This window comes from Caballeronia sp. GAWG1-5s-s (assembly GCF_023631445.1).
Classification (GTDB): Bacteria; Pseudomonadota; Gammaproteobacteria; order Burkholderiales; family Burkholderiaceae; genus Caballeronia.
In genome coordinates, this window is record NZ_JALQDC010000022.1 from 204,927 (window position 1) to 222,116 (window position 17,190).

The following is a 17,190-nucleotide window of genomic DNA, read 5'->3' on the forward strand; positions in this document are numbered from 1 at the left end:
CCTCACGGCCCGGCGCTGCGGCCGATTCCCGCCGCGATGTCGCGGCTCACGCTCGCGAGCGCGCGGCTATGCGCGGCGACGAGCGCATCGAAGTCGGTTCCGCTCACCGGTTCGCGCACGACCGAGCGGCCGCTTAGCGCCGTATCGCCGCCGACACTGCGCACGGTCCAGTGCGCATCGATCACGACCGTTTCGCCGGGAACGGATTCGAACTGCTGGATGTCGACGCGCACGCGCCACGCCTGCGAGTCCGCCACCGCGCGCGACGCCACCGCCACGCGGTCCGAGCCGAGCAATAGCGTGAGATCCCCGGCGATGGCATCGGCGATGCTGCTTTTGAGCGGCGCGCCCCAGCGGGCGTATTCATTGAGCGTGACCTGGTTGGCCGAATCGCGCGTGACGATCTGCGGACGATCGACCAGTTCCGGCACCGTCACGGGGCCGACGATCAGCGGCCGACCCGGTGCAAGGCTCGTCGTCGCGGTAAGCGACGGTTCCGCGCTCAGCCGGTAGAAGCTCGCGCGCGGCGACGCGCAGCCCGCGCAGATTGCGGCGGAGAAAGCGACGGACAAAACGACGGACACGAGAGCGGCGCGCATCACTTCTTGTCCTCCGGCTTGCCGCGCAGCAGCGCTTCGGGATGCTCCTGCAGATAGTCCGCGAGACTGCGGAACGAGGCCGCCGTGCGCGTCAGTTCGCGGACCGCTTCGGCCGTGTCCTGCTGCAGGCCGGAATCCGGCATGAGCGTGGAATGCGCGGCATCGAGCGCGGCGCGGGCGGCGGCGAGCGTCGTCGCGGCTTGCGGGACGATCTGCGTGTTCAGGTTGCTCATCAGCTGGCTCGTGTTGTCGAGCGTCTGCTTCGCGCTCGCCGTGAGTTCCTCGATCGGGAGCTTGTCGATGCGCGTCATGATGCGGTTGACCGAATCCTGCAACGACGCGAGGCCGCTCGGGGTCGTGGGCAAAAGCGGCGGCGTGCGGTTCCAGTCGATGCTCGCCTTCTTCGCAGTCGGGAAGAAGTCGAGCGCCACGTACAGTTGTCCGGTGAGCAGACTGCCCGTTCGCAACTGCCCGCGTAAGCCGCGAGCCACCAGCAGTTCCGCGAGCGCGCGCGGGTCGTTCACCATCCGGCCGCCCGTCGCGCCACTGGCGAAACGGGAGGTGAATCGCTCCGGATAGAGCTTCACTTCGACGGGGATGCTGATCTGCCGCGTTGCAGGATCGAAACTCGTGTAGATGGCCGATACCTCGCCGATGGTGATGCCGCGGAAATCCACCGGCGCGCCGACGGCGAGCCCGCGCACCGAGCCGTGAAAGTCGAAGGCGTAGGTCTCGACGATGCGCTCCTGCACGCGCAGCGCGTCGGCGCGCGTCGGAAAGAGCGAGAACGTCGTGTTCGCGGGCGCCTCGGCCCAGGCCAGCGATGCTGCGGGCGTCTCGAACGCGAGGCCGCCGATCACCATCGAAACCAGAGACTGCGTGTTGAGCTTGAGCCCGTCGGTGCTGAGCGTGAGGTCGATGCCACTGGCCTGCCAGAAGCGCGAATCCGCGTTCACATAGCGGTCATACGGCGCGTTCACGAACACGTGAAGCGTGACGCCGCTGCCGTCCTGATCCAGTTCGAACGATGTCACCTGGCCCACTTGTAGGCGACGAAAGTAGATCGGCGCGCCGACATCGATCGAGCCGAGATCGGCCGCTTTCAGGATGAACTGCCGCCCCGGAACGTCGTTCGAGAAGACGGGCGGCGTTTCGAGGCCCACGTAGTCGTGGCGCTCGCGCTTCGTGCGGCCGATGTCCATGCCGATATACGCGCCCGAAAGCAGCGTGCTGATGCCCGAGACCGAGCCGCCCGCCACGCGCGGCCGCACGACCCAGAAGCGCGTGTCGTCGACGAGCATCTTGCTGGCATCGCGCGTCAGCTCCGCCGTGGCGACGACGCGCGAATAGTCCTTCGAGAGCGCCACCGACTTGACGAGCCCGATTTCCACGTCCTTGAACTTGATCTTCGTCTTGCCCGCTTCGAGCCCTTCGCCGGTTCGGAAGCTGATGGTGACGGTCGGCCCTTGTGCGAGCACGGCCTGCGCCGCCAACCAGATGCCGATCGCCACCGCGATGGCCGGCACGATCCACACCCACGGAATGCGCCAGCGGCGTCTGGGCACCACCTCGGCGTCGGGCGTCTCGTCCGGCGTGCTCATCGTGCCTCCTTGCGCGGCGTCGCGGTGTCCCAGATGAGGCGCGGATCGAACGACATGGCGGCGAGCATGGTCAGCACGACGACCGCGCCGAACGCGATCGACGCGGGACCGGCCTCGATGGTCGCCACCGCGCTGAACTGCACGAGCGCCACGAGCACCGCGATCACGTAGATATCGAGCATCGACCAGCGGCCAACCAGTTCGACGATCCGGTAGATGCGGGCGCGCTGTGCGTTGCGCTGGGTCATGCGCAGGTTGGCGCTGGCGGCGAGATAGCCGATGGCGAGGATCTTGAGCATCGGCACCGCGATGCTCGCAATGAACACGATGATCGCGAGCGGCCACGATCCCGACTGCCACAGATAGGCGACGCCGCTCAGAATCGTGTCCTTCTGCGCGCCGAAGAGCGAACTCGTGTTCATCACCGGCAGCGTGTTGGCGGGGATGTAGAGGACCGCCGCCGCGCTCAGGTAAGCCCACGTGCGCGACAGGCTGGCGGGCTTGCGCAGATGCACGCGCGCGCCGCAGCGCGGACAGTACAAGTGAGCGTGCCGGCGCGCGCCCCGCGTGCACAGGCCGCAGTCGTGGCAGATGAAGATGCCGTTGGCGGCGGCGGTCGCGCCCCGCAGTGGCGTGTCCGGCGGCATGCCAGGCGGCGCCCCTTCGATGCGCGCCCACATGGCCCGCTCGTCGAATGCCGACGATGCCGCGACGAGCAGCAGCATCAACGCCGCGAGCGACCACAGCGCCGGACCCGTCACCACCGACGCGATATGCGCGAGCTTCACGACCGCGACCAGAAGGCCGAGCATCAGCACTTCGGTCATGCCCCATTCGCGCGCGACGCGCAGCAGGCGAAACACCGCATACGCGCGCCACGGCCTGCGATTCAGATGCAGCGGCAGCAGCAGCCAGACCATGCCGAGCGCCTGCAAGCCGGGCATGAGAACCGTCGTGAAAAACACGAGCCCGGCGAGCGGCCACATGCCGTCGCGATACAACACGCGCGCCGCGCCCATGAGCGTGGTCTGCACGAGCGAGCCGCTGACGGAAAGACCCACGATTGGAAACGCGTTCGAGATGATCCACAGCACGCACGCCGTGAGCGCATAGGCGAGCGCGCGATCGAAACCTTTTCGACGACGCCGGTAGAGCACGGCGCCGCATCGGCAGCAGGTCAGCGCGCCGCCGGGCGGCACCGGATTCTCCCGCTGAATGAGATCGCATTCGTGGCACGCGATCAGCGGACGGGCGCCGCGCGAGGCGGCCGGCGCGGCTGGCAGCGTGCTCATTGCAGCGCCTGAGCTGTCCCGGCCGGAGCGTTCGTGCCCGCGCTCGCCTGTCCGGTCATTTTGTCCGCCTCGACGACCCAGCCGCCGCCCATCACCTTGTACAGCGTGACGAAAGACGAGAGCGCGGCCGCCTGCGTCTGCGTCTGCGCGAGTTGCGCGTCGAACAGACTGCGCTCGGCATCCAGCACTTCGATGTAGCTCGTATAGCCGCCCTCGTAGCGTGCCCGCGCAAGCCGCGCGTAGGTGGCGAGCGCCGTGACCTGGCGGCCTTGCACTTCGAGCTGCGTGTGCAGTTTCTCGGAGGCGATGAGCGCGTCGTCGACTTCCTGAAAGGCGACTTGAATGGCTTTCTGATACGACAGCAGCGCGGCCCGCTGTTGCGCTTCGGCCGTCTGCACCTGACCGGAGATGTTGCCCGCCGTGAAGATGGGCTGCGTCACCGCGCCCGCGAACGACCACACGCGCGACGGCCCGGTGAACAGCGACGAGAACTGGCCGCTCGCCGTGCCGAACAGGCCGGTGATCGAAATCTGCGGGAAATACAGCGCCCGTGCCGCGCCGATGAGCGCATTCGCTGCGATCAGGTTCTGTTCGGCCTGCAACAGGTCGGGCCGGCGTTCGAGCAGATCGGAAGGCAGCCCCGCCGGAATCACGGGCGTGGCGAGCGCGCCGAGTTCGCGGCCGCGCACGATCGGCCGCGGGTTGTCGCCGAGCAGGATGGAAAGCGCGTCTTCCTGCTGCGCGATTTGCGTTTCCAGTTGCGGAATCGTGGCGAGCGAGGCTTCGTATTCGGACTGGCTCTGCGCCAGTTCCATCTGCGAGACTTCGCCGCCCTGAAAGCGCAGCGTGAACACGTGCACCGATTCCGCGCGGCTTTCGGTGGTTGCCTTCGCGATGGCAAGCTGCTGATCGAGGCTGCGCAGATTCAGATACGACGACGCGACCGACGCCACCAGCGACAGAATCGTCGCGCGGCGAGCTTCCTCGCTCGACAGCAGGTTCGCGCGCGCCGCTTCCGTCAGCCTGCGGATGCGGCCGAAGAGGTCGATCTCCCACGCCGCCGACACCGAAAGCTCGAAGTCGTTGAAGACCGGTCCGACGCCCGGCAGCGTAGGCTGCGGTCCCGCCTGCGAGATGCGCTGCCGTCCCGCCGTCGCGCCTGCCGAGATCTGCGGAAAGAGCGCCGAGCGCGTCGTGACGAACTGGCCCATGAACTGTTCGACGCGCGCCGCCGCTATCTTCACGTCCTTGTTGTTCGCGAGCGCGGTGGCAATGAGATCGTCGAGAACGGGGTCCTGGAACTGCTTCCACCATTCGGTGTTCGCGGTATCGGCGACTTCGGTGGCGGCGAAGCGAAACGTCGCGGGCGTCGGCACGGGCTCGCGCGAATAGTTCGGCCCGAGCAGGCAGCCGTTCAGCGACACGACGCCGACGAGACCCGCGAGCGAAAGAAAGAGCCTGGCGCGCCGCATGTCAGTTCCCCTCGTTGGGAGCGGAAGGCCGCGCGTCGGCGCCGCCGCCCGATGCGCCGTGAGCCTGGGTAGCGTCGGAAGCGGGCGGGGCGTGTCCGCTTTTTTTGCTCGAACGCGAGGACATCGTTTCGAGCACGTAAAAGAACATCGGAATGAAGAACACGGCGATGACCGTCGCGCCGAGCATCCCGCCGATCACGCCCGTGCCGATGGAATGCCGGCTGTTCGCCGATGCGCCCGTCGCGATGGCGAGCGGCACGCAGCCGAGAATGAACGCGAGCGATGTCATGACGATCGGCCGCAGACGTTCTTCGGCGGCGGTCATCGTGGCATCGAACACGGATTTGCCCGACTCGCGGTTGATCACGGCGAACTCGAAGATGAGAATCGCGTTCTTGGCGGCCAGCGCGACGAGCATCGTGAGGCCGATCTGGAAATACACGTCGTTGTTGAGCCCGCGCAGCAGAATGGCGAGCAGCGCGCCGAAGATGGCGAACGGCACGGCCATCAGGACGCCGAACGGCAGGCTCCACTTCTCGTACTGGGCGGCGAGGATCAGGAACACCATCACGAGCCCGAATATGAAAACGAGCGCCGACGAACTGCCCGACTGCTTCGCTTCGAACGCCTCGCCGCTCCATGCAATGCCGTAGTCGGACGGCAATCCGGCTGCCACTTCTTCGAGCGCCTGGATGACCTGCCCGGACGCATAACCGGGCGCGGCGTTCGCGGTGATCTTGACGGCCGGGAAGTTGTTGAAGCGCGTGATGAGGTCGGGGCCCGTGACGTAGCGCGTCTTCACCACCGACTTGAGCGGCACCATGTTGCCGCTCTTGCTCTTCACGAAGATCTGCGTGAGATCGTCGGGGCGCAGCCGATACGAAGGCTCGGCCTGCAGGATCACTTGCCAGAGGCGGCTGGAGCGGTTGAATTGCGACACGTAGAGCGAGCCGAACATCGTCTGCATCGCGCTATACACGTCTTCGACGGGCACGCCGAGCGTCTCGGCCTTGTCGCGATCCACGTCGGCAAGCAACTGCTGCGAGGCCGCGTTGAAGGTGGACGTCACGCCGGTCAACTCGGGCCTGCGCTTGGCCTTCGCCACGAAGTCGTCGACGATCGCCGCGAATTGCGCGGTGGGCGCGTCGCCCTTGCTCTGAATCCACATTTCGGTGCCGCCCGTGGTGCCGAGGCCCGGTATCGACGGCGGATTGAGCGGCACGACAATGCCTTCCCTGATCTGCGAGAGCGCCTTGTAGGCATCGACCAGCACGGAGCGCGCGTTCTGCGTGCGGATGTTCGCGGACTTGTAGCGCTCGTCGAAGCTCTTGAAGCCCACGAAGAAGGTCGACGCGTTGTTCTTGTTCTGGCTGTCGAGAAGACTGAAGCCGTCGACGGTCGCGATGCTGCCAACCGCCGGCTGCTTCAGGAAATACTCGGTGACGCGGTCCGACACTTCTCCCGTTCGATCCAGAGACGCCGCGTCCGGCATGATGACCGCGCCCAGCAGATAGCCCTGATCTTCCGGCGGCAGGAACGCCGTGGGGATGTCGCGCATCATGACGACAGCCAGCGCGATCATTCCGGCGAACAGCAGCAACGCGATGACGAAGCGTTTGATCGCCACGCGCACGACCGACGTGTAGCCCGCCGTCATGCGCGCGAACTGGCGGTCGAACCAGCGGAAGAAGCCCTTCTTCTCGTGATGCCCCGGCTTGAGCAGCAGCGAGGCGAGGGCAGGCGACAGGGTCAGCGCGACGATGCCCGAGATGATGACCGATATCGCGATGGTAATGGCGAACTGCTTGTACATCTGCCCCGTGATGCCGCCGAGAAACGCCACCGGCACGAACACGGCGCACAGCACGAGCACGATGGCGACCACCGGCCCGGCCACTTCGTCCATCGCGAGTTTCGCGGCCGCCTTCGGATCGAGCTTGTGCACCGTCATGTTGCGCTCGACGTTTTCGATCACGACGATCGCATCGTCCACGACAATGCCGATGGCCAGCACCATGCCGAAGAGGGTCAGCATGTTGATCGAGAAGCCGAGCGCCGACATGCCCATGAACGTGCCGACGATGGACACCGGCACCGCGAGCACCGGAATTAGCGTGGCGCGCAGGCTTTGCAGGAACACGAACACGACGATCACCACGAGCACGACCGCTTCGAAGAACGTGTGCACGACATCGGAGATGGAGGCCCGCGTGAACTCGGTGGTATCCATCGCGATCTGGTAGTCGATGCCTTCCGGGAACGACTTCTTCATTTCAGCGAGACGCGCGCGCACTTGCTTGGAGACGTCGAGCGCGTTCGCGCCCGGCTGCTGATAGACCGCGAGCACGGTCGCGGATTTGCCCTGAAAGCGGCTGCGAATCGAATAGTCTTTCTGGCCGAGCTCCGCGCGACCCACGTCCTTCAGACGCACGATGGCCGCGCCGCCCGACTCCGCGCGAATGATGATGTTCTCGAACTGCGACGGCTCCGTGAGCCGCCCCGATGTCGTCACCGCGAACGACTGCTCGACGGGCGCGCCCGTCGGCGATTGCCCGAGACGTCCCACGGCGAACTGCTGGTTCTGATTGGCGACGGCTGTCTGCACATCGGCGGCCGTGACGCCGAGTTGCGCCATGCGGTCGGGTTTGAGCCAGATGCGCATGGCGTAATCGGGCGTGCCGAAAATGCTCGCCTGATTCGCGCCGGGGATGCGCTTGAGCGCATCCAGTACGTAGACGTTCGCGTAGTTGGCGATATACGTGGCGTCGTAACGCTCGTCGGGCGAATAGATGGCGATCACCATCATGAACGCCTGCGACTTCTTCTGCACCTGCACGCCTTGCGCCGTGACCGACTGCGGCAGTTGCGGCAACGCGAGGTTGACGCGGTTCTGCACGTCCACTTGCGCCAGCTCCGGGTTCGTGCCGATCTCGAAGTACGCGTTGATGGTCAGGTTGCCCGTCGAGGAACTCGACGAACTCATGTAGATCATCCGGTCCGCGCCATTGACCTGCTGCTCGATCGGCGCGGCCACGTTGTTCGCGACGACATCGGCGCTCGCGCCCGGATACGTCGCGGAGATGGTGATTTGCGGCGGCGTGATGTCCGGATACTGCGCGGTCGGCAGCGCGAGCATCGCGAGCGCGCCGCCCAGCGTGATGACGATGGAAATGACCGAGGCAAAAATCGGGCGGTCAATGCAGAAATGTGAGATGTTCATTGGCCTCTTCCGCGCGACGTGCTTCCGATGCTTCCGATAGTCGACTCTTCACATCACTTCTCGTTGTTGCCGCCGCCTTCGCTTTTCGTTNGGGTCAGGGACGCCTGCGCGCCGGAACCGGACGTCGCGGCTGGCGCGGTTGCCGGTGCCGCGCCCGGCGTCGGCGCGCTCACCACGCGCACTTGAGAATCGGCTCCGACGCGCACCGCGCCGTCCACGATCACGCGCTCGCCTGCCTTCAGTCCGCTCGTCACGAACCAGTCGTCGCCATGCCATTCTCCGACTTCGACCACGCGCTGACGCGGCTTGGATTGATCATCGAGCACCCAGACGAAATGACTTTTCGCGCCCTGCAGAATCGCGCGCTGCGGCACCAGAATCGCGTTGGGTCGAACCGCGCCCGCCACGCGCGCCTTCACGAACTGGCCGGGGCGCAACGTGCCGCGCGGATTCGCGAACACCGCGCGCACGAGAAACGTGCCCGTCTCCGTGCTGAACGCCGGATTCGTGAAGTCGATGTGGCCGGTTTGCGGGTAGACAGATCCGTCTGCCTGAATGACGGTCACGTCGAACTTATTGCCGGGCGGAAAGTGCAGTTCGTCTTTGCGGATCTCGTCGCGCCATCTCAACAGCTCGTTCTCCGAGATGCTGAAGTTCACCCACATCGGGTCCAACTGATAGATGTAGGTGAGCAGGCCCGATTGCGTCGGCGTGACGTAGCTGCCTTCCTGCACGCGCGCAAAGCTCGACAAGCCCTTGAGCGGCGAACGGATCGTCGTATAGCTCAGGTTCAGTTGCGCGGTCTGCACTTCGCCCTGCGCCGCGATGACGGCGGCCTCGGCCTGCTTTTCATTACCGGTGGCGTCGTCGAGATCCTTCTTGCTCAACGCGTTCATCGCGGCGAGAGGCACCACGCGCGCGAGATTCTGCTTCGTGACGAAGAGCCGCGCCTGCTGCTGCGCGAGCGCGCCCTTGGCCGTTTGCAACGCGGCCTCGAAGGGGCGCTTGTCCATGAGGAACATCACCTGTCCGGCTTCCACCAGCGCGCCTTCGGTGTACATGCGCTTCTCGAGAAAGCCGTCGACGCGCGCGCGTATTTCGACTTCGCGCGAACTCTGTGTCTGCGCGGTGAACTCGAAGTCGACTGGCGTGGACTTCGACGCGACGGTGACGACGGTGACATCGACGGCCGGCCGTGGCGCTTCGGGAGGCGGCTTGTTGCACGCGGCGAGCGCGAGCAGCACGATCGAGGCAGAGCAACGCAAGCGCAGTGCGAGCATCCGGCGCGGCAGTTCGTGGAACCGCTTGCAGTCGAGCATCTGTTTGCACATGAACGCCATGAGCGCCTCCCCCCTGGGATGGCCGATAGTCGGGAGCGAACGCGCTGACGCGTGCTCGCCACGGCATGCTCGCGCGATGCATTTGGCGACTGCGTGCTAAACGACGGCGTGCCGCAAAAGCCATGGCTTTCCGAGCGACGTCATCGATACAACCGAACGGCCAAGCGACGTCAATGAGCGCGAGCCTGATACTTGTGATGTGTTAGCGGACTCCGATCGTAACGGTGCAAAGCGCCGGAAAGGTTGGCTCTCCACCGTCAGGCGTGACGTGTCGATGAGTCCAGTAATAAACGAAGACGATCCAAAACGCTATAAGAAATTTGGCGGGGATCGCGGGCGAAAGAATGCCTCTGCGCGCGCGGTGCTAAAGCCAGACGAATCGTCGACGTGCAGGAATGTAGGGATTACTTATTATCTTCCAAGGTAGGCGTATCGATTTCGGAAACGATAGTCTTGACTATGCACAGGCGCGATTCTTCGTCTGCTTCTTCCCGGCCGACGTGCCGGCTTGCATATCGCAAATTAACGATATATACTTCGCCTCAAGACGATTCGGAACGTGCGTGCTCACCGCCGCATGTGCCGTCCGTCAAGCGCACGAGCAACGAAATGGACATCGACGCAATACACAAGGCCCTTGCCAACCCCCTTCGCCGCGAGATTCTCGAATGGCTGAAGGAGCCGGAGCGACATTTCCCCGATCAGGAACTGCCGCTGTCGCATGGCGTCTGCGCAGGTCAGATCGATGGGCGCTGCGGCATGTCGCAGTCCACCGTTTCCGCGCATCTTGCCACTCTGCATAAAGCCGGGCTCGTCACCACCAAGCGCGTAGGGCAGTGGGTGTTCTTCAAGCGCGACGAAGCGGTCATTCAGGCGTTTCGCGATTCCATCGAGAATCTTTGAGCGTCCGGATGCGCTTCGAGGTGACAGCATCATTTCAATTAACTTAGGATTTCTTATCGTTATGCCGACTCTTTTCGATCCGCTTCAGGTAGGCGCAATCACGCTCAAGAACCGCATCGTCATGGCGCCGCTCACGCGCCAGCGCGCAGGCGTCGAACGCGTGCCGAACGCAATGATGGCGCAGTACTACGCCGATCGCGCATCGGCCGGTCTCATCCTCAGCGAAGCGACCTCCGTCACGCCCCAGGGCGTCGGTTATGCCGATACGCCGGGCATCTGGTCGGACGAGCAAGTGGAAGGCTGGAAGCTCGTGACGCGCGCCGTGCACGAAGCAGGCGGCAAGATCTTCCTGCAACTGTGGCACGTGGGCCGTATTTCGGACCCGATCTTCCTGAACGGCGAACTGCCGGTCGCGCCGAGCGCGATCGCAGCGAGCGGACACGTGAGTCTCGTGCGCCCGCAGCGTCCGTACGTCACGCCGCGCGCACTGGAACTCGATGAGATCGAGGGCGTGGTCGCGGCTTATCGCAAGGGCGCGGAGAACGCGAAGCGCGCGGGCTTCGACGGCGTGGAAGTGCACGGCGCGAACGGTTATCTGCTCGACCAGTTCCTGCAGGACAGCACCAACAAGCGCACCGACGAGTACGGCGGCCCGATCGAAAACCGCGCGCGCCTGATGCTCGAAGTGGTCGACGAGTGCATCGCCGTGTGGGGCGCGGATCGCGTGGGCGTGCATCTCGCGCCGCGCGCCGATTCGCATACCATGGGCGACAGCGACCGCGCAGCCACCTTCGGCTATGTGGCGCGTGAGCTCGGCAAGCGCAAGATCGCGTTCATCGCGGCGCGCGAGGCGGAAGGTCCGGACAGCCTCGGACCGCAACTGAAAAAGGTATTCGGCGGCGTGTATATCGCCAACGAAGGCTTCACCAAGCAAAGCGCGGAAGCCATCATCGAGCGTGGCGATGCCGACGCCGTGGCTTGGGGCAAGCCGTTCATCGCGAACGCGGACCTCGTGCGCCGCTTCGAAATCGACGCGCCGCTGAATCAGCCGGATACCACGACGTTCTACGCGCCGGGTCCGAAGGGCTACACGGATTACCCGTTGCTGGAGACGGCGGAATAAGCAACGCACGCTTCGAGCATGTTTTGGAAACAGCGGCTTCGGCCGCTGTTTTTTTTCGCCCAAACATCGGTGACATGCGCTGCCATGCACAGTGCAACGATCTGATCGCTTCAAACGCACTGCGAAATTATCGCTTTCGCTCACAACCGCACCGCGAAAATAGTGTATTGGTGCGTTTGACTCTCTGCCGGCCGTGCCCCGACCACGCGCACGCGCCTCGAAACGACATCAACAACAGATGCATGCCGCGATTCGTTTCATGAACGATTCAAGACGCCGCTCATTCCTTACGTTTCTCCCGTGCCCGTCGGGCATCTGACGGTCGCGGGTTCATCCCGCAAAGGAGCGCATATGTCGTGGCTTACGCAAACGCTGCGCAGTTACCCGGAAATCGCCATCTTTCTTTCGCTTGGCATCGGGTACTGGGTCGGCGGAAGGTCGTTCAAAGGATTTAGCCTCGGCGCGGTGACGGCGACGCTGCTCGCCGCCATCGCCATCGGGCAACTCGGCATCACCATCTCGTCGAATGTGAAGGCCGTCTTCTTTCTGATGTTCCTGTTCGCGGTCGGCTATGGCGTTGGCCCGCAGTTCGTGCGCGGCATCGCGAAAGACGGCTTGCCGCAGGCGCTTTTTTCCGTCATCCAGTGCGTGCTCTGTCTCGCCGCGCCGTATGCCGCGGCGAAGATCGCGGGCTATGACGTCGGATCGGCGGCCGGACTCTTCGCGGGATCGCAGACCATCTCGGCGTCGATGGGCCTCGCCACCGACGCGATCAATCGCCTGGGCCTTCCCGCCACCGAAACCAAGGCATTGCTCGACGCGATGCCGACCGCGTACGCCGTCACCTACATCTACGGCACCATCGGCTCGGCGATCATTCTCGCGATGCTCGGGCCGAAGCTGCTTAACATCGATCTCGTTGCCGCGTGCAAGGACTACGAGCAACAACTCGGCGGCACGGCCGAACTCGGCGGGCCGGGCAGCGGATGGCACCAGTTCGCGCTGCGCGCGTATCGCGTCGCCGACCAGGGTCGAGCAGCCGGCATGAGCGTGAGCCAGCTGGAGGCGCTGAGGCCCGCCGGCGCGCGGCTTTTCATCGAACGCATCCGGCGCGACGGAAAGATACAGGAAGCGACGCTCGACGACGTGCTTCAGCCGGGCGATGTCGTCGCGGTCGTCGGGCGACGCGAGCATCTCATCGATCTCATCGGCGGTACCGCGACCGAGGTCGATGACGCCGAACTGCTCGCCGTGCCGGTCGAAGGCGTCGATGTCTATATCACCAGCAAGCACGTCGAAGGCCGCACGCTCGCCGAACTCGGGCAAACGCCGGGCGCGCGCGGCGTGTTCATACGACGCATCAAGCGCGGCGCGACGGAGACGCTGATTCCCGTGCTGCCGAGCACCAAGCTGTATCGCGGCGACACCGTGACGCTCGTCGGACGCACGCAGGATACGACTGCGGTGGCGAACGCGGTCGGCGTCATCGACCGCCCGAGCGACGTGGCGGACATGGCGTTCGTGGGTCTCGCCATCACGCTCGGCGCGCTGATCGGCGCGATCGTGATCCGCTTCGGCGCGGTCCCTATCACGCTCTCGACGGCAGGCGGCGCGCTGATCGCGGGCATCGTGTTCGGCTGGCTGCGCGCGATCCGTCCGACGTTCGGCCGCATTCCGTCGCCGACCATCTGGTTCATGAATTCAGTAGGACTGAACGTATTCATCGCGGTCGTCGGCATATCGGCGGGGCCGGGTTTCGTCGCGGGCCTGCAAAAGCTCGGCGTGAGCCTGTTTTTATGGGGCATTTTCGCGTCGTCGGTGCCGCTCATCATCGGCATGTATATCGCGAAGTACGTCTTCAAGTTCCATCCCGCGATTTTGCTCGGCATCTGCGCGGGCGCGCGCACTACGACGGCCGCGCTCGGCATGATCTGCGATGCGGCCAAGAGCCAGGTGCCGGGCTTGGGCTACACGGTCACGTATGCGGTCGGCAATACGCTGCTCACCATCTGGGGGATGGTCATGGTGATGCTCATGACGTGAACGCGGACGCTGCGTGTCTCATCGTTTCTTCCTGTACCTGATTGCTCATTTTCTGGGGGTGTTGGATGTCAAAGTCCTCGAAGTCCGGTTCCGACGATCGTGCAGCGATGGCCTCGCTCAGCCCGTTCGAACTCAAGGACGAACTCATCAAGGCAGCGGGCGGCGGCGTGGTGGAGCGTCCCGCGAACGTCGCGATGCTCAACGCGGGCCGCGGCAATCCGAATTTCCTCGCGACCATTCCGCGCCACGGCTTTTGGCAACTCGGTCTCTTCGCGATGCGCGAATCGGAGCGTTCCTTCGCGTACATGCCCGAAGGCATCGGCGGCTTTCCGAAGCATGAAGGTCTCGAAGAACGCTTCGAAATCTTCGCGCGGGAGAACAAGGGCACACCGGGCATCGCGTTCCTGACGGGCGCGGTGTCATATGTGCGGGATCAACTCGGCCTCAACGCGGGCGACTTTCTCTACGAGATGTGCGAAGGCATTCTCGCGTCGAACTATCCGGTTCCGGACCGCATGCTCAAGTTGTCGGAGGTCATCGTCGGGCAATATCTGCGGCGCGAGATGATCGGCAAGCATCCGTTCGTCGGCGAATTCGACATCTTCGCGGTCGAAGGCGGCACCGCCGCGATGACGTACATCTTCAACACGATGCGCGAGAACTTCCTCATCAAGCAAGGGGACACCATTGCGCTCGGCATGCCCATTTTCACGCCGTATATCGAGATTCCGAAGCTCAACGACTACAAGCTCGAAGTCGTGAACCTGAACGCGGACGTCGCGCAAGGCTGGCAGTATTCGAGGGAAGAACTGGACAAGCTGCGCGACCCGAAGATCAAGGCGTTCTTCCTCGTCAATCCGAGCAATCCGCCTTCCGTGAAGATGGACGACGAGAGCCTGCGGTATATCGCGGAGATCGTGAAAGAACGGCCTGATCTGATTCTTCTGACCGACGACGTGTATGGCACCTTCGCCGATGACTTCGTGTCGCTCTTTGCGCTGTGTCCAAAGAATACCATTCTTGTGTACTCCTATTCGAAGTACTTCGGCGCGACGGGCTGGCGGCTCGGGACCATCGCCACGCATCGCGAGAATATCTTCGATGAGCAACTCGCCGCGTTGCCGAAAGAGCAGAAGGCGATCTTGCACGAGCGTTACGAATCCATCACGACGGAGCCCGACAAGCTCAAGTTCATCGACCGGCTGGTGGCCGATAGCCGCACGGTCGCGCTGAATCACACGGCCGGCCTCTCGACGCCGCAACAAGTTCAGATGGTGCTGTTCTCGCTCTTCTCGCTGATGGACACGCCCGACGCGTACAAGAACGCGCTCAAGCGGCTCATTCGCAATCGCAAGCAGGCGCTCTATCGCGAGATCGGTATTCCGCTGGAAGACGACGACAAGAATCTCGTCGATTACTACACGATTCTGGATATGGAATACCTCGGCGAGCGCATGTATGGCCGCGACTATGTCGACTGGGTCATGAAGAACACGAAGCCGACAGAGCTGCTTTTCAGGCTCGCGCAGGAAGCGCGCGTCGTGCTGCTGCCGGGGCGCGGCTTCGGCACGCAGCATCCTTCGGGACGCGTGTCGCTCGCCAATCTCAACGAAAGCGACTACATGCAGATTGGCCGCGCGATTCGCAAGATGCTCGATGAGCACGTCGCGCAGTATCAGGCGCAGAACGGCAAGAAGGGCAAGTAGAAGACAATCGGGCCGCGCAAGGCGGCCCGATTATCCAACTCGTCCCGCGCGACGCTTAGAACTTGTGGCGCATGGCGATGCGGAACGCCAGTTGATTGTTCTCCCCCGCGCCCGAGGTGCCGAAGTAGCTCGACGACGACGAACCGATCGACGCCTGATTCTCCACGCCGTTATTCGAACCCGAAGCCTTCTGATAGATGGCGAGCAGGTACACGTCGGTGCGCTTGCTCAACGCATAGTCGAAGCTCGCGTCGATCTGGTGCCAGTGGCCCTTCAGGTTGTCGTACAGATCCATGTAGGTGTAGCCGAGACCCGCCGTCATCGCGGGCGTGATGGCGTACTTGCCGCCGATATCGAAGGCATTGATGCGCGAGCTCGAACCGACGATCGGCTCGAAGCGCGTGTTCGTCCACAGGCCGAAGACGGTCGCCGCGCCGAACGCGTAAGTGGCGCCGACGCCGAACGAGCGCAGGTCCTTCGCGTTGTTGGTGGTGCCGGTCGTGTTGATGTTGGCGATCGTCGAGCTGAATGCGGGCGTGGCAGCCGTCGGATAGTGAATGTCCGTGTACGCCGCGCCGATGCCGAGCGGACCGGCCTTGTAGTTCAGGCCGAAGCTGTAGGCGCGCGAGGAGCCCTGCGTGGTCGTGGTGCCGACCGTCGTGTTGGGCGTGCCCGCGAACGCGCCGGCCGTGTTCGAGAAGCCGTACAACGCGCCGAACGTGAAGCCGTAGAAGTTCGCGCTCGAGAACTTGACCGCGTTGTTGATCCGGCTCGACGTCAACTGGTCGAAGTCGTTCATGTGGTACGCGTAGTTGCCGGCGACGGTCTGGCCGCCGATGGAATACGCGGAGCCGAGATAGTCGGTGCTGAAGCTGTATTGACGACCGAACGTCAGCGAGCCGACGTCGTTCTTCGAGATACCGACATATGCCTGACGGCCGAATTCCGCGCCGCCCTGACCGAGCGTGCCCGTGCCGCTATTGAAGCCGTTCTCCAACGTGAAGATGGCCTTGAGGCCGCCGCCCAGGTCTTCGGCGCCACGCATGCCCCAACGGCTGGCCTGAGCCACGCCGTCGTCGTACTTCACGAGCGACTTGCCGGCGCGCGTCGTGCTGGTCGAGCTGTTGTTCACATAGCTGATGCCGGCGTCGATGATGCCGTACAGCGTCACGCTGCTCTGTGCATGAGCGGACGTGGCGATGGTGGCGAATGCGGCGAGGGCGGCAGTAGCCAAAAGATTCTTCTTCAAAACATGCTCCGTCAGTGAGTTCGCGGTGTGGTGCGCTGCGAGGGCAGCGCCTGTGCGGCGCGTCGCGCTCTCGTTGGCGCGTGGCGGCGACGGGCGCAAATGTAGCGATGACTGAAGAAAGAAATGTGACAGGGTTTACCTTGACCTCGCGTGTCTCGCAGGTGCAACGGGGCTGGCGCATCGCGCTCAGGTGTGCCAACGCGCGCACGCGTGGCCGCGCTATGCTGGCGGTTCATCACCGCGAGCAAATGGACATGAGGACATGGACGAACAGGGAATCCGCGAACTGGAGGAACGGCTGAGACAGGCGATGATCGCGTCAGACGTGAAAGCACTCGATGCGCTTCTCGCCGACGATCTAAGCTTCGTCGACGCAACCGGCAAGGTCTGGACGAAGGCCGACGACCTGAACGGGCATCGCTATGGCATGCAGCGCATCGACACGCTGAGCATCGAGGAGCAGAGCATCCGCGTGTACGGCGCGTTCGCGATCACGGTGACGCGCGTGGCGATATCGGCCACGTTCGGCGGCGCGCCGTTTGCGGGCAGCCTGCGCTATACGCGGACGTGGGGCGAGACCGCAGGCGCCTGGCGCGTGGTCGCGGCGCAATGCGGTCTCATGGCTTTCTAGAAACTAGAAAA

12 protein-coding genes are annotated in these 17,190 nt (G+C 64.0%); 5 read left to right on the top strand and 7 right to left on the bottom strand.

The window, feature by feature from the left end; all coding sequences use genetic code 11:
- Positions 1 to 2: 2 nt before the first annotated feature.
- The 6 genes from NCR34_RS15225 to NCR34_RS15250 are packed head-to-tail and all read right to left on the bottom strand — an operon-like array spanning position 3 to position 9,464.
- Entirely contained in the window at positions 3 to 599 is a 597-nt protein-coding gene (locus NCR34_RS15225; protein ID WP_250500327.1) for a PqiC family protein, read from the bottom strand.
- A complete protein-coding gene (locus NCR34_RS15230; protein WP_250500328.1) occupies positions 599 to 2,200 on the bottom strand; it encodes a PqiB family protein in 1,602 nt (533 codons plus the stop codon). Before NCR34_RS15230 ends, NCR34_RS15225 begins: the two co-directional genes overlap by 1 nt.
- Positions 2,197 to 3,492: a paraquat-inducible protein A gene (locus NCR34_RS15235; RefSeq protein WP_250500329.1), complete on the bottom strand. Its 1,296-nt coding sequence runs from the start codon at positions 3,490 to 3,492 to the stop codon at positions 2,197 to 2,199. Before NCR34_RS15235 ends, NCR34_RS15230 begins: the two co-directional genes overlap by 4 nt.
- Entirely contained in the window at positions 3,489 to 4,964 is a 1,476-nt protein-coding gene (locus NCR34_RS15240; RefSeq protein ID WP_250500330.1) for an efflux transporter outer membrane subunit, read from the bottom strand. Before NCR34_RS15240 ends, NCR34_RS15235 begins: the two co-directional genes overlap by 4 nt.
- 1 nt (position 4,965) lies before the next feature.
- On the bottom strand, positions 4,966 to 8,184 hold the full coding sequence (locus tag NCR34_RS15245; protein ID WP_250500331.1) for an efflux RND transporter permease subunit: 3,219 nt from the start codon (positions 8,182 to 8,184) through the stop codon (positions 4,966 to 4,968).
- Positions 8,185 to 8,237: 53 nt separating this feature from the next.
- Positions 8,238 to 9,464 (bottom strand): efflux RND transporter periplasmic adaptor subunit, encoded by a 1,227-nt coding sequence (locus NCR34_RS15250; RefSeq protein WP_502800091.1) that lies wholly within the window; start codon positions 9,462 to 9,464, stop codon positions 8,238 to 8,240.
- A gap of 669 nt (positions 9,465 to 10,133) precedes the next feature.
- Between NCR34_RS15250 and NCR34_RS15255 the strand changes: the two genes are divergently transcribed.
- The 4 genes from NCR34_RS15255 to NCR34_RS15270 all read left to right on the top strand — a co-directional run bounded on the left by NCR34_RS15255 (position 10,134) and on the right by NCR34_RS15270 (position 15,299).
- On the top strand, positions 10,134 to 10,427 hold the full coding sequence (locus tag NCR34_RS15255; RefSeq protein ID WP_175941112.1) for an ArsR/SmtB family transcription factor: 294 nt from the start codon (positions 10,134 to 10,136) through the stop codon (positions 10,425 to 10,427).
- A 61-nt stretch (positions 10,428 to 10,488) separates the two neighbouring features.
- Positions 10,489 to 11,550, top strand: coding sequence for an alkene reductase (locus NCR34_RS15260; RefSeq protein ID WP_250500333.1), 1,062 nt, complete (start codon positions 10,489 to 10,491; stop codon positions 11,548 to 11,550).
- Positions 11,551 to 11,901: 351 nt separating this feature from the next.
- Positions 11,902 to 13,593, top strand: a complete 1,692-nt coding sequence (aspT, locus tag NCR34_RS15265; protein ID WP_250500334.1) for an aspartate-alanine antiporter — start codon at positions 11,902 to 11,904, stop codon at positions 13,591 to 13,593.
- Positions 13,594 to 13,658: 65 nt separating this feature from the next.
- Positions 13,659 to 15,299, top strand: a complete 1,641-nt coding sequence (locus NCR34_RS15270) for a bifunctional aspartate transaminase/aspartate 4-decarboxylase (protein ID WP_250500335.1) — start codon at positions 13,659 to 13,661, stop codon at positions 15,297 to 15,299.
- 55 nt (positions 15,300 to 15,354) lie between these two features.
- On the opposite strand, the gene NCR34_RS15275 is transcribed toward NCR34_RS15270, so the two are convergent.
- The gene (locus NCR34_RS15275) at positions 15,355 to 16,548 is read right to left on the bottom strand and encodes a porin (protein WP_244849933.1); all 1,194 of its coding nucleotides are present in this window, start codon (positions 16,546 to 16,548) and stop codon (positions 15,355 to 15,357) included.
- Between the two features lie 262 nt (positions 16,549 to 16,810).
- Between NCR34_RS15275 and NCR34_RS15280 the strand changes: the two genes are divergently transcribed.
- Positions 16,811 to 17,179, top strand: coding sequence for a nuclear transport factor 2 family protein (locus tag NCR34_RS15280; RefSeq protein ID WP_250500336.1), 369 nt, complete (start codon positions 16,811 to 16,813; stop codon positions 17,177 to 17,179).
- Positions 17,180 to 17,190 lie beyond the last annotated feature (11 nt).